This window comes from Achromobacter sp. FW305-C-30-7, assembly GCF_058783105.1.
Genome location: NZ_JBYSYI010000003.1, coordinates 550597 through 570213, shown reverse-complemented (window position 1 = coordinate 570213; position 19617 = coordinate 550597). Strand labels below are relative to the sequence as shown.

General features: G+C 67.0%; 19 protein-coding genes. 14 read left to right on the top strand and 5 right to left on the bottom strand.

Annotation, left to right across the window (positions count from 1 at the left end; translation table 11 throughout):
• Positions 1-426: 426 nt before the first annotated feature.
• Positions 427-1407, bottom strand: a complete 981-nt coding sequence (locus AC3WOB_RS13290) for a Bug family tripartite tricarboxylate transporter substrate binding protein (RefSeq protein ID WP_207465356.1) — start codon at positions 1405-1407, stop codon at positions 427-429.
• Between the two features lie 560 nt (positions 1408-1967).
• Here AC3WOB_RS13290 and AC3WOB_RS13285 point away from each other — a divergent pair.
• The 10 genes from AC3WOB_RS13285 to AC3WOB_RS13240 all read left to right on the top strand — a co-directional run bounded on the left by AC3WOB_RS13285 (position 1968) and on the right by AC3WOB_RS13240 (position 11059).
• On the top strand, positions 1968-4883 hold the full coding sequence (locus AC3WOB_RS13285; RefSeq protein ID WP_492275274.1) for a monovalent cation/H+ antiporter subunit A: 2916 nt from the start codon (positions 1968-1970) through the stop codon (positions 4881-4883).
• Positions 4883-5227, top strand: coding sequence for a Na+/H+ antiporter subunit C (locus AC3WOB_RS13280; protein ID WP_013394081.1), 345 nt, complete (start codon positions 4883-4885; stop codon positions 5225-5227). The genes AC3WOB_RS13285 and AC3WOB_RS13280 overlap by 1 nt, the downstream gene beginning before the upstream one ends.
• A complete protein-coding gene (locus AC3WOB_RS13275; protein ID WP_013394080.1) occupies positions 5224-6855 on the top strand; it encodes a monovalent cation/H+ antiporter subunit D in 1632 nt (543 codons plus the stop codon). The genes AC3WOB_RS13280 and AC3WOB_RS13275 overlap by 4 nt, the downstream gene beginning before the upstream one ends.
• Positions 6855-7337: a Na+/H+ antiporter subunit E gene (locus AC3WOB_RS13270; protein WP_492275273.1), complete on the top strand. Its 483-nt coding sequence runs from the start codon at positions 6855-6857 to the stop codon at positions 7335-7337. Before AC3WOB_RS13275 ends, AC3WOB_RS13270 begins: the two co-directional genes overlap by 1 nt.
• The gene (locus AC3WOB_RS13265) at positions 7334-7615 is read left to right on the top strand and encodes a K+/H+ antiporter subunit F (protein WP_013394078.1); all 282 of its coding nucleotides are present in this window, start codon (positions 7334-7336) and stop codon (positions 7613-7615) included. The genes AC3WOB_RS13270 and AC3WOB_RS13265 overlap by 4 nt, the downstream gene beginning before the upstream one ends.
• Positions 7612-7953, top strand: coding sequence for a monovalent cation/H(+) antiporter subunit G (gene mnhG / locus AC3WOB_RS13260; RefSeq protein ID WP_207465225.1), 342 nt, complete (start codon positions 7612-7614; stop codon positions 7951-7953). The genes AC3WOB_RS13265 and mnhG overlap by 4 nt, the downstream gene beginning before the upstream one ends.
• A 130-nt stretch (positions 7954-8083) precedes the next feature.
• A complete protein-coding gene (locus tag AC3WOB_RS13255) occupies positions 8084-8566 on the top strand; it encodes a hypothetical protein (RefSeq protein ID WP_013394076.1) in 483 nt (160 codons plus the stop codon).
• Positions 8567-8668: 102 nt separating this feature from the next.
• Complete coding sequence (locus AC3WOB_RS13250) at positions 8669-9517, top strand: HAD family hydrolase (RefSeq protein WP_013394075.1); 849 nt, start codon at positions 8669-8671, stop codon at positions 9515-9517.
• Between the two features lie 10 nt (positions 9518-9527).
• A complete protein-coding gene (gene tadA, locus AC3WOB_RS13245) occupies positions 9528-10019 on the top strand; it encodes a tRNA adenosine(34) deaminase TadA (RefSeq protein WP_013394074.1) in 492 nt (163 codons plus the stop codon).
• Positions 10016-11059 (top strand): LD-carboxypeptidase, encoded by a 1044-nt coding sequence (locus tag AC3WOB_RS13240; RefSeq protein WP_492275272.1) that lies wholly within the window; start codon positions 10016-10018, stop codon positions 11057-11059. Before tadA ends, AC3WOB_RS13240 begins: the two co-directional genes overlap by 4 nt.
• Before the next feature lie 21 nt (positions 11060-11080).
• Here the strand turns inward: AC3WOB_RS13240 and AC3WOB_RS13235 are convergent, their stop codons facing one another.
• The gene (locus AC3WOB_RS13235; protein ID WP_492275271.1) at positions 11081-12028 is read right to left on the bottom strand and encodes a LysR family transcriptional regulator; all 948 of its coding nucleotides are present in this window, start codon (positions 12026-12028) and stop codon (positions 11081-11083) included.
• A gap of 149 nt (positions 12029-12177) precedes the next feature.
• Here AC3WOB_RS13235 and AC3WOB_RS13230 point away from each other — a divergent pair, with 149 nt between their 5' ends.
• From AC3WOB_RS13230 to AC3WOB_RS13215, 4 genes are all read left to right on the top strand, one after another.
• Positions 12178-13386, top strand: coding sequence for a CaiB/BaiF CoA transferase family protein (locus AC3WOB_RS13230; protein ID WP_492275270.1), 1209 nt, complete (start codon positions 12178-12180; stop codon positions 13384-13386).
• A gap of 65 nt (positions 13387-13451) precedes the next feature.
• Complete coding sequence (locus AC3WOB_RS13225) at positions 13452-14423, top strand: Bug family tripartite tricarboxylate transporter substrate binding protein (protein WP_492275269.1); 972 nt, start codon at positions 13452-13454, stop codon at positions 14421-14423.
• 28 nt (positions 14424-14451) lie between these two features.
• Complete coding sequence (locus tag AC3WOB_RS13220) at positions 14452-15456, top strand: MDR family oxidoreductase (RefSeq protein WP_492275268.1); 1005 nt, start codon at positions 14452-14454, stop codon at positions 15454-15456.
• A 162-nt stretch (positions 15457-15618) separates the two neighbouring features.
• Positions 15619-17223, top strand: a complete 1605-nt coding sequence (locus AC3WOB_RS13215; RefSeq protein WP_013394068.1) for an ABC-F family ATPase — start codon at positions 15619-15621, stop codon at positions 17221-17223.
• Between the two features lie 41 nt (positions 17224-17264).
• Here the strand turns inward: AC3WOB_RS13215 and AC3WOB_RS13210 are convergent, their stop codons facing one another.
• Genes AC3WOB_RS13210 through AC3WOB_RS13200 form a run of 3 tightly spaced genes read right to left on the bottom strand, consistent with a single transcriptional unit; the run spans position 17265 to position 19608 of the window.
• On the bottom strand, positions 17265-18041 hold the full coding sequence (locus AC3WOB_RS13210; RefSeq protein WP_013394067.1) for an SDR family NAD(P)-dependent oxidoreductase: 777 nt from the start codon (positions 18039-18041) through the stop codon (positions 17265-17267).
• Positions 18042-18058: 17 nt separating this feature from the next.
• Positions 18059-19216 carry a thiolase family protein gene (locus AC3WOB_RS13205; RefSeq protein WP_492275267.1) on the bottom strand — a complete coding sequence of 386 codons (1158 nt, stop codon included), beginning with the start codon at positions 19214-19216 and terminating at the stop codon, positions 18059-18061.
• Positions 19213-19608, bottom strand: coding sequence for a Zn-ribbon domain-containing OB-fold protein (locus AC3WOB_RS13200; protein ID WP_492275266.1), 396 nt, complete (start codon positions 19606-19608; stop codon positions 19213-19215). Before AC3WOB_RS13200 ends, AC3WOB_RS13205 begins: the two co-directional genes overlap by 4 nt.
• Positions 19609-19617: the final 9 nt, after the last annotated feature.

Genomic DNA, 19617 nt, shown 5'->3' with positions numbered 1-19617 from the left:
TTGCGGATAAAGAGACGAGGCTTGGGGCCCGGCCACGCGGCAGGGCTTGCGCCGGCCGGCTGCAGGGCTGCGGAAAAGCGCGGGTGTGCGCAGGCAGCCGGCGGCGGGCCGGGATAGGGCTCAGGAAGGGGAAAAGCGGGCGATTAGCCGGGCTTGGAGCGGGCGTAGGCGGAGCGCGCGGCGACTTCCTGCGAGCTCAACAGGGTCGAGCGCAGGGCGCAAAGCGCGCAGGCGGCGCAGGGGAGGGGAGAAAAATGGGATCGCACGGTCGCACATGCTACCACCGGGGCGATTGCAGTCAAGGCCGGACCACGGGAACGTACGCCTGCCGGAAAAGCGTGGACACAGTAGAAGAGCCGGTCTGGGTAGACCGGCTCTCGGGTATGGCCGGCCCCGAAAATCGGGCCGGCGCGTCGCGGCGGACGATTAGTTGGTCGACTGGATGTTGCGTTCCTTGGCGATGCGTTGACGCAGTTCCAGCTCACGCTTGATCTGGGCGGCGTATTCGGCGGGCGTGTTGCCGTCCACCAGCGAGCCGCCGTCGGCCAGGCGCTGCACGATCTTGGGATCCTTGAGCGCCTTGACGGCGGCGTCATGGATGCGGTCGATCACGGCCTGCGGCGTGCCGGCAGGCGCGACCAGGCCGTACCAGGCCATGTTGTCCATTTCCGGCAGGCCGCCTTCGGAGAAGGTCGGCACGTCCGGCAGCGCCGGCAGGCGCTTGGGTGCGGCCACGGCCAGGGCGCGCAGCTTGCCGGCCTGGATATGGGGCATGGACGAGGGCAGGTTGTCGAACTGGGCGTTGACCTGTCCGGCGATCACGTCGTTCAGCGCCGGGCCCGAGCCGCGGTAGGGCACGTGCACCATGTCGGTCTTGGTCAGCGACTTGAACAGCTCGCCGTCCAGGTGGCCGATGCCGCCCGCGCCCGACGAGGCGTAAGCGTACTTGCCGGGGTTGGCCTTGAGCAGGGCGATGAACTCGGCCAGGTTCTTGGCCGGCACGGCCGGATTCACGGTCAGCACGTTGGGCACGTTCACCATATTGGTGATGGGGGCGAAGTCCTTCAGCGGGTTGTACGGGTTCTTGGGGTTGGTGGCCGGATTGGTGGCCATGGTGCTGACGGTGGCGACGCCCAGGGTGTAACCGTCGGGCGTGGAGCGGGCCACGGCGTCGGCGCCGATGGAGCCGCCGCCGCCGCCGCGGTTCTCGACCACCACCGCCTGGCCGAGTTCACGGGTCAAGCCCTCGGCGACGATGCGCGCCACGATGTCGGTAGTGCCGCCGGCGGCGAAGGGAACGATCAGGCGGATGGGCTTGTTGGGGTAGGGGTCGGCGGCCTGCGCGGCGGTGCTAAGGCAGAGGCCGGCGATGGCGGCGGCCAGGACGGCCTTGGCTTGGGACAGCATGGTCAAGAGTCTTCTCCAGATTATTTGAATTTCCGACCCGGCCGGCTTCTTGGGCCGGCGTCGGTGAAGCTTGCCGCGCCGGGATGCTGGCGCGGCGGATGCCTCGTGGGCGCCATTCCACACAGTAAATTTGCGCCGGTCAACCCGGATAGACCCTGGCTTGCCCAGGGTTATTTTTTTACCGCGTTGTTGCCCGAAGAAGGACGGAATAGATGAAAAAAACCAATGCTGACAAAGACATGAATAGCTTCAGGAATATTTCAATTGCGCAAGGATTGCGCATCGAACATGCCGTCATCCGCTCGGTACGCACATAAATCTCTGCATAACTTACAAGAATCTGATATTTTTCGTATGAGATTCTTGGCCGGTCTTGCAAGAAAGCTATTGCGTTTGTTTCTGTCTGCGCCGTTCAATGGCGTTGGTTGATGTCCCCCGCGGGGCAACGTGTAGTGCAGCGACGCACCGGGCCAGGGTTCCGTCCGTTTTTCAATCCCCGGTCTGTTCGTCTTTCGCTGCCTTGCGCTGGCGGGAGGGGGCCCGGACACTCTCGGAACGCCATGTCGCTGATCCTGATCCTCGCTCTGCCGTTTGCCGGCAGCCTGTGCGCCGCGCTCCTGCCATCCAACGCCCGCAATGCAGAGGCCTGGCTGGCGGGGCTCATCGCCCTGGCCTGTGTGGTGCTGGTCATCAGCCTGTATCCCGAAGTCACCAACGGCGGCGTGGTCCGCTTCGACATGCCCTGGGCGCCCGCCCTGGGCCTGCAGTTCACCCTGCGCATGGACGGCTATGCCTGGCTGTTCGCGCTGATCGTGTCCGGCATGGGCGCGCTGGTGGTGCTGTACGCACGCTACTACATGTCGCCGGAAGACCCGGTGCCGCGCTTTTTCTCGTTCTTCCAGGCCTTCATGGCCGCCATGCTGGGCGTGGTGCTGTCCGGCAACCTGATCCAGCTGGTCATGTTCTGGGAAATGACCAGCCTGGCGTCCTTCATGCTGATCGCTTACTGGCATCACCGCCTGGACGCGCGCCGCGGCGCCCGCATGGCGCTGACGGTCACGGGCGGAGGCGGGCTGTGCTTGTTGGCCGGCGTGCTGATCCTGGGCCACATCGTCGGCAGCTACGACCTGGACCGGGTGCTGGCCGCCGGCGACCTGGTGCGCGCCGATCCCTGGTATCCGGCCGTCCTGATCCTGGTGGCGCTGGGCGCGCTCACCAAGAGCGCCCAGTTTCCGTTCCATTTCTGGCTGCCCAACGCCATGGCGGCGCCCACGCCCGTATCCGCCTATCTGCATTCGGCCACCATGGTGAAGGCGGGCGTGTTCCTGCTGGCGCGGTTCTGGCCGGTGCTATCCGGCACCGACGAATGGTTCTGGATCATCGGCGGGGCGGGGCTGATCACGCTGGTGCTGGGGGCCTATGCCGCCATCTTCCAGCAGGACATGAAGGGGGTGCTGGCGTATTCCACCATCAGCCACCTGGGGCTGATCACGCTGCTGCTGGGCCTGAACAGCACGCTGGCGCTGGTCGCGGCCATCTTCCACATGATCAACCACGCCACCTTCAAGGCCTCGCTCTTCATGGCGGCCGGCGTGGTGGACCATGAAACCGGCACGCGCGACCTGAGCCGGCTGTCGGGCCTGTACAAGGCTATGCCCATCACCGCCACGCTGGCGATGGTGGCGGCGGCCTCCATGGCGGGGGTGCCGCTGCTCAACGGCTTCCTGTCCAAGGAAATGTTCTTCGCCGAGACCACTTTCGTCAGCGGCGACCGCATCACCGAGATAGGCCTGCCGCTGGTGGCCACCATCGCGGGCGCGTTCAGCGTGGCCTATTCGCTGCGCTTCATCCTGCAAGTGTTCTTTGGTCCCCCGGCCACCGACCTGCCGCGTGCGCCGCACGAGCCGCCGCGCTGGATGCTGTTCCCCAGCGCGCTGCTGGTGGCCATCTGCCTGCTGGTGGGCGTGGTGCCCGGCCTGACGGTCGGCCCGTTCCTGGCGACCGCGGCGCAAAGCATCCTGGGGCAGGACATGCCCGAGTACAGCCTGGCGGTCTGGCACGGTTTGAACCTGCCGCTGGTCATGAGCCTGGTTGCGACCACTGCCGGCATCCTGCTCTACCTGGCCTTGCGCGCCCATCAGCGCGCCAACCCCGGCAGGGTGCCGTTCATCTACCGCCTGGACGGCCGCCGCACTTTCGAGGCGCTGCTGGACGGCTCCAGCGTGGCCGCGGCCTGGCTGCTGCGCTGGCTGGCGTCCTCGCGCCTGCAGGTGCAGATGCTGCTGATCGTGCTGGGCACCCTGTTCGTGGCCTGGCTGCCGCTGCGCGGGGGCGGCTGGCTGGACGGTGCCGGCCGCATGACGCCGATCGATCCGGCCTTCGCGCTGCTGTGGCTGGTGGGCGCGGGCTGCGCGCTGGCTGCGGCCTTCCAGGCCAAGTACCACCGCCTGGCGTCGCTGGCGCTGGCCGGGGGCGCCGGCCTGATCACCTGCCTGACCTTCGTCTGGTTCTCGGCGCCCGACCTGGCACTGACCCAGTTGTCGGTCGAGGTGGTGACCCTGGTGCTGTTGCTGCTGGGCCTGCGCTGGCTGCCGCGGCGCATCGCGCAGGACGAGGACGAAGGCCTTAAGGCCACGTTGCGCGCACGCGGACGCCGGCTGCGCGACCTGCTGATGGCGGGCGCCGCGGGCACCGGCATGGCCGCACTGGCCTATGCGGTGCTGGTGCGTCCGCAAGGCGACACCATCTCCTCGTATTTCGTCGATCGCGCACTGCCCGACGGCGGCGGCACCAATGTGGTGAACGTCATCCTGGTGGACTTCCGCGGCTTCGATACCTTTGGCGAGATCACGGTGCTGGGTATCGTGGCGCTGACGGTCTACGCGCTGCTGCGCCGCTTCCGTCCGGCCGCTGAAAGCGCGGACCTGCCGCGTCAGCAGCTCGACCAGGACGGCGGCGTGCCCGAGGCGCCGGACATCAAGTCGCTGGTGCCCACGGGCTCGATGATGGTGCCGACCGTGCTGGTGCGCCTACTGTTGCCCACCGCCGCGCTGATTTCCGTGTACTTCCTGCTGCGCGGCCATAACCAGCCGGGCGGCGGTTTCGTGGGCGGACTGATCTTCGCCACCGCCGTGATCCTGCAGTACATGGTGGGCGGCGTGTACTGGGTGGAGTCGCGCAGCCGCCTCAATCCGCAGAACTGGATCGGCATCGGCCTGCTGTTCGCCGGCACGGCGGCGGTCACCGCCTGGCTGGCCTACAAGCCTTTCCTGGCGGCGCTGTCCTGGGACGTCGCGCTGCCGCTGATCGGCCACGTACACCTGTCCAGCGTGCTGCTGTTCGATCTGGGCGTCTACATGCTGGTCGTGGGATCCACCGTGCTGGTGCTGGTGGCGCTGGCCCACCAATCGCTGCGCGCGCAACGCAAGGCAGCCGTCGAAATCCAGGCGGCCGCCGCACAAACAGGGGAAGCCTGATGGAATTGATATACGCCATCGCTATCGGTGTCTTGGCGGGCTCGGGCGTCTGGCTGCTGCTGCGGCCGCGGACCTTCCAGTTCATCATGGGCCTGTCGCTGGTTTCCTATGCGGTGAACCTGTTCATCTTCGGCATGGGCCGGCTGACCTCGGGCCGTCCGCCCGTGGTCGATCCGGCAGTGGCCCATGATCCTTCCTGGTATGCGGATCCGCTGCCGCAGGCGCTGGTGCTGACGGCCATCGTGATCGGCTTCGCCACCACCGCGCTGTTCCTGGTTGTGCTGCTGGCCTCGCGTGGCCTCACGGGTACCGACCACGTTGATGGACGGGAGTCCCAATCTTGAATTTTTGGCTGCAACACCTGCCCGTATTGCCCATCGTCACGCCGCTCGCGGCCGGCGCGGCAATGCTCCTGTTGGCTGACACCCGCCGCTACACCCGTGGCGCCATCGCGCTCGTCTCCACCCTGGGCCAACTGGCCGCCGCCATCGCGCTGCTGGTGGTGGCGGGCGGCGGCGTGCCCGGCGTCTGGCCGGACGGGGTAGGGGTCTATCTGGTGGGCGACTGGCCCGCGCCCTTCGGCATCGTGCTGGTGGTCGACCGTCTGGCCGCCGTCATGCTGACCCTGACCGCGGTGCTGGGATTGGCCACGCTGGTCTATGCGCTGGCCCGCTGGGATCGCGCCGGCGTGCACTTCCATTCGCTGTTCCAGTTCCTGCTGATGGGGCTGAACGGGGCATTCCTCACGGGCGATCTGTTCAACCTGTTCGTGTTCTTCGAAGTGCTGCTGGCCGCGTCCTATGGCCTGTTGCTGCACGGCTCGGGCGTGGCGCGCGTTAGCGCCGGCCTGCAGTACATCGCGGTCAATCTGGTGGCTTCGTTCCTGCTGCTGATCAGCATCGCGCTGATCTACGGCGTCACCGGCACGCTGAACATGGCGGACCTGGCGGTGCGCGCGGGCAACCTGGCGGGCGCGGACCGCATGCTGTTCGAGGCCGGCGCGGCCATCCTGGGCGTAGCCTTCCTGGTGAAGGCGGGCGCCTGGCCGCTGAACTTCTGGCTGGTCAAGGGCTACGGCTCGGCCGGCGCGCCGGTCGCGGCCATGTTCTCCATCATGACCAAGGTCGGCATCTACGCCTTGCTGCGCATCGGCTCCTTGCTGCTGCCGACAGGCGCGCCAGCGGCCTTCAGCCTGGATTGGATGTTCGCGGCGGGGCTGGCCACGCTGCTGTTCGGCGGCCTGGGCTTGCTGGCGACGCAGCAGCTGGAAAAAATGGTGGGCTACTGCGTGATCGTGTCGGCGGGCACGCTGCTGACCGCGCTGGGCATGCCGGGCGTGACGTTGACCGGTCCGGCGCTGTTCTACCTGCTCAGTTCCGTGCTGACCACGGGCGCATTCTTCCTGTTGGCCGAGCTGATCGAACGCACCCGCAGTTTCGGCGCCAACGTGCTCGCCGTGACCCTGGATGCCTTCGACCTGGACGATCCCGCCTCGGTCAACCGTTCCGACGACGTGGTGGGCGTGGCCATTCCCGCGGCCATGGCCTTCCTGGGCCTGGCCTTTATTTCCTGCGCCTTGCTGGTGACTGGCCTGCCGCCCCTGTCGGGTTTTGTCGCCAAGCTGTCGCTGCTGTCGGCGGCGGTGTCGGCCGCCAACGAATCGGCCGTGCCCATGGACGCATGGATACTGGTGGCCGCCGTGCTGCTGTCCGGTTTGGCCGGCCTGATCGGCCTGGGCCGCACCGGCATCCGGGTGTTCTGGGCCAGCGATGACCGCAGCACGCCGCGCCTGCGGCTGATCGAAGCCGGGCCGGTGGCCGTGCTGTTGCTGCTGTGCGTGGGCCTGGCGGCCGGCGCGGGCCCCGTGTCGGCCTATCTGGACGACGCGGCGCGCTCGCTGGACCAGCCCAAGTCCTATATCGACGCCGTCATGTCCGCGCAGACCGTGCGCGGCCTCAAGGGAGGAAGCTGATGCGCCGCCTCTACTTCCTGTTCCTGCCGGTCTACCTGTTCGTCCTGTGGCTGGTGCTCAATGAGAGCGCGTCCGCCGGCCAGATCGCGCTGGGCATCGCGCTGGCGCTGTGGTTCACCTGGGCGGCGTCCCGCCTGCGGCCGCTGCGGGCGCGGCCGCGCCGCCTGTGGAAGGTAGTGCCGCTGTTCCTGCACGTGACCGCGGACATCATCAAATCCAATATCGCCGTGGCGCGGCTGATCCTGAATCCGCGCCGCAATAACTTTTCGCCCGGGTTCATCATGATCCCGCTGACCATGCGCGACCCGCATGGCCTGGCGATGCTGGCCTGCATCGTCACCTACACGCCGGGCACCGTCTGGGTGGACCTGACCGACGACCATCGCCTCAAGCTGCACGTGCTGGACCTGCAGAACGAGGGCGACTGGATCAAGCTGGTCCAGGAACGCTACGAGCGCCCGCTGATGGAGATTTTCGAATGAACAACATACTTTACTGGGCCGCGTCCTTCGCCTTGCTCTGCTTCGCGCTGGGCATGGTCTTCGCCGCCATCCGGCTGCTGCGCGGTCCCACCGCGCAGGACCGCGTGCTGGCCCTGGACACGCTGTACATCAACGGCATGCTGACCATGCTGGTGTTCGGCATCCGCTCCGGCACGTCCGTGTACTTCGACATCGCGCTGCTGATCGCGCTGTTCGGCTTCGTCGGTTCCACCGCGATGGCGCGCTTCCTGCTGCGCGGCGAGGTGATTGAGCCATGATCGACGCCCAGATCCCGCTGTGGGCTGCCATACCCGCCAGCATCCTGCTGGTGCTCGGCGGCTTGCTGGCGCTGACCGGGTCGGCCGGCCTGCTGCGCTTCCGTACCTTCTATGCCCGCATCCATGCGCCCACCCTGGGCAACACCATGGGTTGCGGCTGCGTGTTGGCCGCTTCCATCCTGGTGTTTTCGGCGCTGTCTGCCCGGCCTGTGTTTCATGAAGTCATCATCACCTTGCTGCTGATCGTGTCTTCGCCCGTGACCGCCATGCTGCTGATGCGCGCGGCGACCTACCGTAACCGCCTGAGCAAAGCCGACGCCGAGCGCGATGCCAGCTAAGCCGGCAGGGCGGGTTTGTTGCGCCGCGTCAATTGAAACGTAGTCTTACGAATTCAAGTCGCTGGACATGTAGCCGAAGCGTCATCGTGGGATAGTGGGTAACGGATCAACCAATCTCAAGGAGCTGACCATGACTACACGTCCCATGCATACCAAACGCCTCGCGGCGACGCTTTGCGCTGCAGGCCTGATGTTGGCCGCGGGAGCGGTCCACGCGGCAGATGCGAGCGGCCGCGGCTCAGCCCAGTCCCAGTACCAGCAGGATGTGGCGGCTTGCAAGAGCGGCGCCACCGGCCAGGACCAGGCCGCCTGCATGCGCGAAGCCGGCGCGGCGCGGCAAGAGAGCGGCCGCAACAATCTCAAGGACGGCGGCACCGACCAGCTGCAGCAGAACATGCTGGACCGCTGCAACCGCCTGCCGGCCGCGTCGCGCCAAGATTGCGTCACGCAGATGACTTCGCCCACCAATGTGCGCGGCAGCGTGCAGGGCGGGGGCGTGCTGCGTGAAACCGTCATCCAGGTGCCCGCCGACACGGTGCCGCCCGCGGCCGGCGCGCCGGGCATGGCGCCCGCGCCCGCCGCGGCGCCCATGACCGCGCCGGTCCGCCAGTAAGCGGACGGGTCGGGCACAGGGCCTGCATCCGGGCCCACAGGGGCGCAGCCGCCGCCACATTCAGGCAAAATGGCGGCTGTCGCCCCTTTTTCACGCATATACATGTCCGACGTCATCGCCCTGATATTCGACTTCGACGACACGCTGGCCTCGGACAGCACGTCCGGCTTCCTGGAAAGCATGGGCGTGGACACGGCATCCTTCTGGAAGGATGAGGTCGATCCCTTGCTGTCGCAGCAGGATTGGGACCCCGTGCCCGCCTACCTGTACCAGATGATCCAGCTGTCGCAATCGGGCAAGCATGGCCTCATCACGCAGCAACGCCTGAAGGACTGGGGCGCGCGGCTGGAACTACACGATGGCGTGCCCACGCTGTTCCAGCGCCTGCGCGCCGCGGTGCGGGCCGAACAGCCGCAAGTGCAGCTGGAGTTCTACCTGATCTCCAGCGGCATTGGCGACGTGGTCCGCTCCACGCCCATCGCGCATGAATTCACCGAGATCTGGGCGTCCGAATTCGTCTACGGCGCCGATGGCGGCATCGCCTTTCCGCGCCGCATCGTCAGCTTTACCGACAAGACCCGCTACCTGTTCCATATCCAGAAAGGCATCATCGGCCGCGACTTCCGCAACAAGCCCTTCGAGGTCAACCGCAAGGTGCCCGAGGACCGCTTGCGCGTGCCGTTCGACCAGATGGTGTTCGTCGGCGACGGCTACACCGACATCCCGTGCTTTTCGCTGATCCGCCGCGCCGGCGGCTTCGCCTTCGGCGTCTGGGATCCCAAGCATCGCGACAAGCGCAGCCGGGCCTGGGGCTTCATCGAAGAGGGCCGGGTGTCGAACCTGAACCAGGCCCGCTACGACGAGCATGCCGAACTCTATCAATGGCTGGAAGAAGCCGTGACCAGCCTGGCCGGCCGCATCGCACTGAAGTCCCGGGTGTACCGTGGTTGAAGCAGTCCCTTTGGCGGCGGTTCAACCCTGGACCGCGCAGGACGCCAGCTTCATGGAACTGGCGCTGCAAGAGGCCCAGGCCGCCTACGACATCGGCGAGGTGCCGGTGGGCGCGCTGGTGGTGTCGGCCCAGGGCGACATTCTGGGGCGGGGCTACAACCGCACCATCATCGACCACGACCCCACCGCCCACGCCGAGATCGTCGCCTTGCGCGGCGCCGCGCGAGCGCTGGAAAACTACCGCCTGCCGGGCATCACCGTGTATGTGACGCTGGAACCCTGCGTCATGTGCATCGGCGCCATGCTGCACGCGCGACTCGCCCGCGTGGTGTTCGGCGCCTACGACCCCAAGACCGGCGCCTGCGGCAGCGTGCTGGACGTAGGCTCGGTCCCCAAACTCAATCATCACACCTCAGTCACCGGCGGCGTGCTGGCCGAACCTTGCGGCGAATTGCTGCGCCGGTTCTTCCGCGAACGCCGCAGCAAGGAATCCGCAGCATGAGCAAATCCCAAGGCGCCAAGGCGCGCGGCGCGAAAGCAGCCGCCGCCCACGAGCATGACCACAACCACAACCACGATCATGGCCACGCAGGCCACGAATGTGATGAAGACTGCGGGCATGACCACAGCCACGCCCACGTGCTGCCGGACGCCCGCGGCATCTACCTGATCTCGCCGTCCTCCGCGGTGCGCGACCCGGCCACGGTTGAACTGGCCCGCGAGCGCCTGCAGCAGCAGGGCTTCAAGACCGCCCTGGACCGCACTGCCTTGGCTGAGCACCAGCGCTTCGCCGGCACCGACGCGCAGCGCCTGGCCAGCCTGACGCGCGCCGCCAAGCAGAAGCTGCCCATCGTCATGGTGACGCGCGGCGGCTATGGCATGGGCCGGCTGCTGCCTGCGATCGACTGGAAGGCCATGGCCGACAGCGGCAAGCGCTTCGTCGGCATGAGCGACTTCACCGCCTTCAACCTGGGCCTGCTGGCGCAGACCGGCGCGGTCAGCTATACCGGCGCCTCGGCCATCTATGACTTCGGCGGCAAGAAGGTCGACGACCTGACCGAAGCCCTGTTCGGCGAGATCATGCGCGGCGAACTGGAAATCCTCAGCTTCGAAACCCAGGATGCCGATGCGGTGGACTGCCGCGGCATCCTGTGGGGCGGCAACCTCGCCATGCTGACGTCCTTGCTGGGCACGCCCTACATGCCCAAGGTGCGCGGCGGCATCCTGTTCCTGGAAGACGTGGCCGAGCATCCCTATCGCATCGAACGCATGCTGATCCAGCTGGCGCAGGCCGGCATCCTGGGCAAGCAGAAGGCCATCGTGCTGGGCCGCTTCTCGGACTACAAGCTGGCCGCGCACGACAATGGCTACGACCTGCACGAAGTGGTGGCCTGGCTGCGGAAAACGGTCAAGGTGCCGGTGGTGACGGGCCTGCCGTACGGCCACGTCGCGACCAAGGCGACCCTGCCTATCGGGCAGAAGGTGGGCCTGGCCACCGAGAAGGGCATGGCGCACCTGGTGCTGGACGAGCACACGCACTGAGCCTCGGGCCGTTGCGCGGCCTCAGCCGCTCCGGGGCGCCGCGCGCGGCCGGCGCGGTTTGTCGGCGGGCGCACCGGCCACAACCTGCCGCGCAAGATCCGGCAAGGCCTTGAACAGCTGCCGGGTGGCCGCGGTGGCGGGCCGCTGGCGGCTAAGGTCCATCAGTACCGTCTGCCGGACAGCGGGATCTGCCAGACCGATCGCAACCAGGCTGCCGTCCGCCAGTTCCGTTGATACCGCGTGGCTGGGCAGGATGCTGTGCAGGCCGCCACGCAGGATCGCGTCCTTGATGACGACGCCGGAGTCGGCTTCCAGCACCACATTCAGTTCGATGCCGGCGCGCAAAGTCAGGCTGTCCAGCACCGCACGCAAGGAGTTCGGACGCACGGGCAGGGCTAGCGGCACCGTGGCCAGATCGGCCAGGCGTAGTTCGCGCCGCGCGGCCAGCGCCGACTTGGCGCTGGTCACCAATTTCATTTCGGTTTCGAACAGGACCTCCTGCGGGCGGGTGGACGCGGCGCGGTACCGGTTGTAGATGCCGATGTCGATCTTGCCGTTGGCCAGCCAGGCTTCGATCTCCCCGCTGTAACCCTCGAATACCCGCAGCCGGATGCCCGGATAGCGTGCCTGCGTGTAGGTCAGCAGCATGCCGATGAGCGGCTGCGACAGCGATGGAATCACCCCCAGGTTGACGATGCCCGCAGGCTTGCGCTGGGCGGCCTGCGCTTCCTCCAGCAACTGGTCGGCCTCCAGCAGCAAAGCCTGGGCGCGCGGCATCAGGCTTTCGCCCAGTTCGGTCAAGAGCACCCCGCGCCCCGTGCGAAAGAACAGCCTGCCGCCGAACTCCCGTTCCAGTTCGGACAGTTGGCGGCTCAACGCGGACTGCGCGATGCCCAGGGCTGCGGCCGCCCGGGTCAGGCTGCCGGCTTCTGCGATGCGGGTGTATACCCTCAGGTTCTTCAGGTCCATGGCTGCGCCCCATCTCGATTGGAGATAACTGCTTTATCAAGAATGCCCATTCCGGATGGGCTGATTTCAGCACAGAATTCCCCCAACTTGATGCGTACGCATGGCGGTGCCCGCCGGACAGGTCCGGCTGGAAACAGGGGAATCAGCAGATGAGTTTCGAGGAAAATGCGGGGCCGCTGAAAGGCGTGCGTATCCTGGACCTGTCCACCGTGGTGGCTGGCCCCTGGGCCGCGACGCTGCTGGCGGACCTGGGCGCCGAGGTGCTGAAGGTGGAGATTCCGGGGCCGGGCGACCCCTTGCGCGCACTGGCGCCGCACAAGGATGGTGTGCCGCTGTGGTGGAAGGTCGCGAACCGCAACAAGAAGGGCATTTCGGTGGATCTGCGCACCGCCGAAGGCCGCGACATCGTGGCGCGGCTGCTGCCGGATTTCGATGTGCTGGTGGAAAACTTCCGTCCCGGAACGCTGGACGGCTGGGGCATGCCGGGCGAGTGGCTGCGCCAGCAGAACCCGGCGTTGACCATCCTGCGCGTGACCGGCTTCGGCCAGACCGGACCCTACCGCAACAAGCCGGGGTTCGCCCGCGTGTTCGAAGCCATGAGCGGACTGACCAATATCTGCGGCGAACCGGATGGCCGGCCCCTGCACATGGGCTTTCCCATTGCGGATGCGGTGGCTGGCCTGTTCGGGGCACTGGGTATCGTCGCCGCCTTGTACCGCGAAAAAACCGCGCCGCTGGGGCAGGGCCAGGAGATCGATTGTTCGCTGATGGAGTCGATGTTCCGGGTCATGGATTTCCTGCCCATCGAGTACGACCAGTTGGGCATCGTTCGCGGCCGGCTGGGCAACAGCAGCCAGTACGCCGCGCCAGGCAACGTCTATCGGACCCGTGACGGCCATTGGGCCTCGATCGCGGCATCGACGCAGCGCATTTTCGAACGCTTGTGCGTGGCGCTGGAATTGGACGGCGTGGCGCAGGACCCGCGCTACCTGACAAATCCAGACCGGGTGCGCAACCGCGAGGCGCTGGATGCCCTGGTGGCCGCGGCGATCGCGCGCCATACGCTGGCCGAACTGGGGGCCTTGCTTGATGCGCACTCGGTCGGCTTCAGCCCGATCTATGACATCGCCGACATCTTCCGCGATCCGCATATCGCAGCCCGCCAGGGCATTGTCTCGGTGCAGGATGAAGAACTGGGGCCGGTACGGATGCAAAGCGTGGTGCCCAGGTTCTCGGCGACGCCGGGCGCGGTGCATCACGCCGGCCCCAGCCTGGGGCAGCACAACGCAGAGGTGTTGGGCGCGTTGGGCATCAGCGGCGAGCAGCAGGCAGCCCTGCGGGAGCGGGGCGTTATCTAGTACGGATTCCATCGCCACGGAGCCGCCTTGAGACAGGCTCCGGGCGCCACCAGGAGGAGACGACGATGCGCGCATGGACAGCAGGATGGATCTTGGCAGCGGGCCTGATCACGGCGACGCCAGCACAGGCCGGACCCGAGTGGCCCGCCAAGCCGGTCAAGCTGCTGGTGGGCTTCCCGCCCGGTCAGGCGACGGACGCGGTGGCGCGGCTGCTGGCCGAGAGGCTGTCGGCCAGATTGAACCAGCCCGTGATCGTGGAGAACCGGCCCGGGCAGGGCGGCAGCATTGCTTTGGCGGCGCTGGCGAAAGCCGCGCCCGACGGCTACACCATGATGCTGTCGGCGACCGCGTCGCTGGTCAGCAATCCGCACCTCTACAAATCGACCGGCTACGACACTTTGCGGGACTTTGAACCCGTCGGCCTGGTGGCCGACCTGCCCATGGTGCTGGTGGCCAATGCCGCTCAGCCGTTCAGCGACGTGGCGAGCTTGCGGGAGTACGCGCAGCGTCATCCCGGCGCGTTGAATTTTTCCTCGTCGGGCAACGGCACCCTGTCGCACCTGGGCATGGTGATGCTGGAGCGCGAGGCCAAGCTGCAGCTGACGCATATCCCGTATCAGGGCAGCGCCAAAGCCATGACCGACATGATCGCCGGCAACGTCGCCATCGGCCTGGACACGGTGGCGGTGACCCTGCCGCATATCCAGTCCGGTCGCCTGAAGGCGCTGGCGGTGGGTGCGAGCCAGCGCCTGCCCATGCTGCCGGATACGCCGACTTTCGCCGAAGCGGGCTACCCCGGCTTCCAGGCCAACCCCTGGCTGGGGATGCTGTTTCCGAAAGGGACGCCCCAGCCGGTCGTGCGGCGCATGAACCAGGAAATCCGCGATGCGGTCGCCACGCCGGCGCTGGCCCAGTCGCTCAAGGCCATCGGCGCGTTCGCGCGCGTCGATACGCCGGAGGAATTTTCGCAGCTGTTGCGCCAGGAATACCGCAGCTGGGGCGAACTCGTGCAGCTCTCGGGCAGCCGGGTGGACTGACACCCAACCAACTACAAAGGAACGCAGCATGAAGCATGACCACCCATTCAAGGCCCTGGTGCTGACGCAGGAGGACGGCAAGACGCAGTGCCATTTGCAGGAGTTGAGCATCGCCCAACTGCCGGCCGGGGACGTGACGGTCAAGGTCGATTACTCCAGCCTGAACTACAAGGATGCAATGGCCGTAACCGGCACCGGCAGGATCGTGCGCGACTTTCCCATGGTGCCTGGGATCGATCTGGCCGGTACCGTGATTGACTCTGACGCGCCGGACTATCCTGTTGGAACGCCGGTGGTGCTGACCGGCTGGAGCGTCGGCGAGCGCTATTGGGGCGGCTATGCCCAAGTGCAGCGCGTCAAGTCGGAATGGCTGGTGCCGCTGGCGCCGGGCCTTGACAGCTTCAAGGCCATGGCTATCGGCACGGCAGGTTTGACCGCCATGCTATGCGTCATGGAATTGGAAGCCGCGGGTATCGGTCCAGGAAGCGGCACGGTGCTGGTGACTGGCGCGTCCGGCGGGGTCGGCAGCGTGGCGGTGGCGCTCCTGGCACGCCTGGGGTACCGGGTCGCGGCGCTGGTGCAGCCCGGGCGCGAGGCCGTGCATCCCTATCTGATTTCGTTGGGCGCGACCGAAGTGCTTGCGGGCGCGGAGTGGGCGCAGGCTTCCAAACCCCTGGAGAACCAGCGCTGGGCCGGCGCGGTGGACACGGTGGGATCGGCCGTGCTGGCACGGGTGCTGGCCTCGACGGAGTACGGTGGCGCGGTCGCGGCTTGCGGCCTGGCTGGCGGAGTCGACCTGCCTGCCACGGTCATGCCCTTCATCCTGCGCGGCGTCCGCCTGTTGGGGGTGGACTCGGTGATGTGTCCGGTTGCGCGGCGCCGCGAGGCCTGGGAGCGGCTGGGGCGGGTGTACGCCGATACGCCGTTCGCCGATATTGTGATGACGGCTGGCTTGGGACAGGTGCCGGCGCTTGCCGCAAGAATGATGGCGGGCGGCAATCGCGGCAGGTACGTCATCGACGTCAACCGGTAGCGGCGGGTAGGCGCGTGGGCGGCGGGAAGACCGCTCCCGGTCCGGCTTCCGAGGCGGATTGCGGGGGCGCCAAGCGTGGGGCAGGGCGGGCGTCAAGCGGGCTTGGTACAATGTCAGGTTTCCCGCACGCGTCCCAGACGCCTTTAGCCTCTAAAACACACCGTGATATCCACCGCCAATCTCACCATCCAGTTCGGCCCCAAACCCCTTTTCGAGAACGTCAGCGTCAAGTTCGGGGAAGGCAACCGCTACGGGCTGATCGGGGCCAACGGTTCCGGCAAGTCGACCTTCATGAAGATCATCGGCGGCGACCTGGAAGCATCGGCGGGCAACGTGTCGCTGGAGCCGGGCGTGCGCCTGGGCAAGCTGCGCCAGGACCAGTTCGCGTTTGAAGACCTGCGCGTGCTGGACGTGGTCATGATGGGCCACACCGAGATGTGGGCCGCCATGTCCGAGCGTGACGCCATCTACGCCAACCCGGAAGCGACCGAAGACGACTACATGCGCGCGGCCGACCTGGAGGCCAAGTTCGCCGAGTACGACGGCTATACCGCCGAAGCCCGCGCCGGCGAACTGCTGCTGGGCCTGGAAATCGCCGTCGACCAGCACAACCTGCCCATGCGCGAAGTGGCGCCGGGCTGGAAGCTGCGCGTGCTGCTGGCACAGGCCCTGTTCTCGAATCCCGACGTGCTGCTGCTGGACGAGCCGACCAACAACCTGGACATCAACACCATCCGCTGGTTGGAAAACGTGCTCAACGGCTACCAGAGCACGATGATCATCATCAGCCACGACCGCCACTTCCTGAACCAGGTGTGCACGCACATGGCCGACGTGGACTATGGTGAGATCCGCATCTACGCCGGCAACTACGATGACTACATGCTGGCGTCCACCCAGGCGCGCGAACGCCTGGTGTCCAACAACGCCAAGGCCAAGGAACGCGTCGCCGAACTGCAGGACTTCGTGCGCCGCTTCGCCGCCAACAAGTCCAAGTCGCGTCAAGCCACTTCGCGCCTGAAGCAGATCGACCGCATCAAGGCCGACCAGGTCGTGGTCAAGCCCTCGTCGCGCCAGAACCCGTACATCCGCTTCGAACAGAACAAGGTCATGCACCGCCTGGCGGTCACCGTCGAGAACCTGACCAAGGCCTACGACGCGCCCGTCATCCGCAAGTTCTCGGCCATGGTCGACGCGGGCGAGAAGATCGCCATCATCGGCGCCAACGGCGTCGGCAAGACCACGCTGCTGCGCCTCCTGGCCACCGACCTGCAACCCGATTCGGGCGACGTGAAGTGGTCCGAAAACGCCGACCTGGGCTACATGGCGCAGGACGTGTCCGACCAGTTCCTGCAGACCGACATCAATCTGCTGGACTGGATGGGCGACCACCGCCAGCCGGGCGACGATGACCAGTCCATCCGTTCGGTGCTGGGCCGCCTGCTGTTCTCGGCGGACGACCTGCCCAAGGCGCCCAAGGTGCTGTCCGGTGGCGAAAAGAACCGCATGACCTTCGGCCGCCTGATGCTGGGCCGGCACAACGTCATGCTGCTCGACGAACCCACCAACCACCTGGACATGGAATCGATCGAGTCGCTGCAGTTCGCGCTGGAAAAGTACGAAGGCACGCTGGTGTTCGTGTCGCATGACCGCGAGTTCGTTTCCGGCCTGGCCACGCGCGTGATCGAAATCCTGCCCACGGGCGAGATCGTCGACTACCGCGGCGGCTACGACGACTACCTGACCTCGCGCGGCATCGACGCCTGAGGACGCCGCGGGCCGCCAGGCGCGGCGGCCCCGGACCAGGCTTACATGCCGATGGTCATTCCGCCATTGGCATAAAGATGCTGCCCCGTCATGTACGAGGCGGCATCCGATAGCAGGAAGCACACCGGCCAGGCCACCTCCTCAGGCTGGCCGAAGCGACCCAGCGGGATTTGCGACAGATAGGTGTCGCGGAACTTGTCCCCGCGTATGGTTTCCGTCATGGGCGTTTCCACCACGCCAAAGCCGATGGTGTTGACCCGTATCCCGTATTTGCCCCATTCGCGCGCCGCGCTCATGGTCAGCCCCAGCACGCCCGACTTGGCCGCGGCGTAGTTGATCTGGCCGATGGTGCCGCGGCGTCCGGCGTCCGAGGTGATGTTGACTACCGATCCGCCGGGCTTGCCGGTCTCGCGCGCTGTCGCCAGCATATGGCGGCCGACGGCCTGCAGGAACTGGAAGGAACCGGTCAGGTGTACGTCGATCACCTTCTGCCAGGCTTCCTGGGTCATCTTTTCTATCATGGCGGTGCGCGTGATGCCGGCGTTGTTCACCAGACCGTCGACCGTGCCGAAACGTTCGGCCGTCTGCGCCACCGCCGCTTCGGCGAAGGCCGGGTCCGACACGTCGCCGGCCAGGGTCAGCAACTGGCCTTGCGGCGCCTCGCGCTCAAACGCGGCGAGCGCATCGGCGTTCATGTCCACGGCCGTGACGCGCGCGCCCAATTGCATGGCCAGTTCGCTGATGGCGCGGCCTATGCCTTGGGCAGCGCCCGTCACGATGATGCTGCGTTGGTCGAGCAGATAAGCAGTGTGATTCATGGTTTTCCTTGTGGGGTTCAGAGCGTTTCGGCCGCGCCCAGGATCAACGTGGCCTGGCTGGAGAGTTCGCCGCCGTTGCCGTGCGCCAGCGCCAGGCTGGCGCCAGGTACCTGGCGCGCGCCGCCCAGGGCGGCCAGCTGGACGTAGGCTTCGACCATGGTGAACAGGCCGTACATGCCGGGATGCACGCAGGACAGGCCGCCGCCGTTGGTGTTGACCGGCAGTTCGCCGCCCGGCGCGATGCGGCCGTTTTCAACGAAGGCCGCGCCTTCGCCCTTGGCGCAGAATCCCAGGTCTTCGAGGAACAGGATGGGGTTGATGGTGAAAGCGTCGTACAGCTCCAGCACGTCGATGTCCTGCGGACGCACGCCGGCCTGGGCGTAGGCGCGCGCACCGCTGCGCACGGCGGCGGTCACCGTCAGGTCGGGCATGTTGGTGATCTCGCGATGGTCGGTGGCGGCGGCTGCGCCCAGCAGGTAGGCGGGCCGGGCGCAGTGGTCGCGGGCGCGGTCGGCGCGGGTCATCACCACGGCGGCCGCGCCGTCGGTCACCAGGCAGCAGTCGCGCACGCTCAGGGGCTCGGCCACCATGCGGGCCGACAGATATTGCGCCATGTCCAGTGGCTCGCGCATGGCGGCCTCGGGATTGAGCATGGCCCATTGGCGCGCGGCGATGGCGACCGCGCCCAGCTGTTCGCGCTTCAATCCGTACTGGTGGGCGTAGCGTGAAGCCGCCAGCGCATAGGCGCCCACCGGGCGTGCCAGCCGGTAAGGCGCCTCGTTGGGAGACGGACGCATGGAACTGACCAGCTTGCCCGCGCCGCTGCGCTGGTTGCTGCCGTAGGCGATCAGCGCCACGTCGCATTGGCCCGCCTCCAGCGCCAGCGCGGCCCACATGGCATGGGTCAGGAAGGAGGATCCGCCGGTGCGGTTGTTGTCGGTCAGGCGCGGCGAGATGCCCAGGTATTCGGCAAAGCCCAGGCCGGACATGAAGTCGTCGGGCAGGCCGATGAACAGGCCGTCGACCTGGTCGGGGCGCAGTCCCGCCTGGTCCAGGGCCGCCAGGCTGGCCCCAACCGCGAGGTCCATGGAACTCATGCCGGGCATCTGGCCTATGCCGTAGGTGGCGCCGGCCACGATGGCGGCCTTGCCGCGCGGGAAACGGTCTTGGGTCATGCCTGCTCCGCCGTGGGTTCGAATACCAGCACGCCGCGTCCGGCCTCCTGGATGACGCGGGCGCGCACCCGGGCGCCGATACGCACCTCCTGCGCGGGAATGCCGTCCACCCGCGACATCAGCCGTGGCCCTTCGTCCAGGTCGATCAGCACGACGCTGTAGGGCGTTTCGGGCGGGCGCGGATGGATCACGGTGGCGGCATGGACCCGGCCGAGCCCGCTGGGGGCGGCCCATTCCAGGTCGCGTGAGCCGCTGCGCGGCGCGGCCACGCGCGGATAGAAGAAAAACTCGCCGCTGGCGCGGTCGCGCTGCAGCATGAAACGGCCTTCGTCCAGATAGGCCTCGTAGCGGGCCTGGGGTCCGGGTTCGGCAGCTTGGGTTTCTGTCGGCATGTCGTTCAA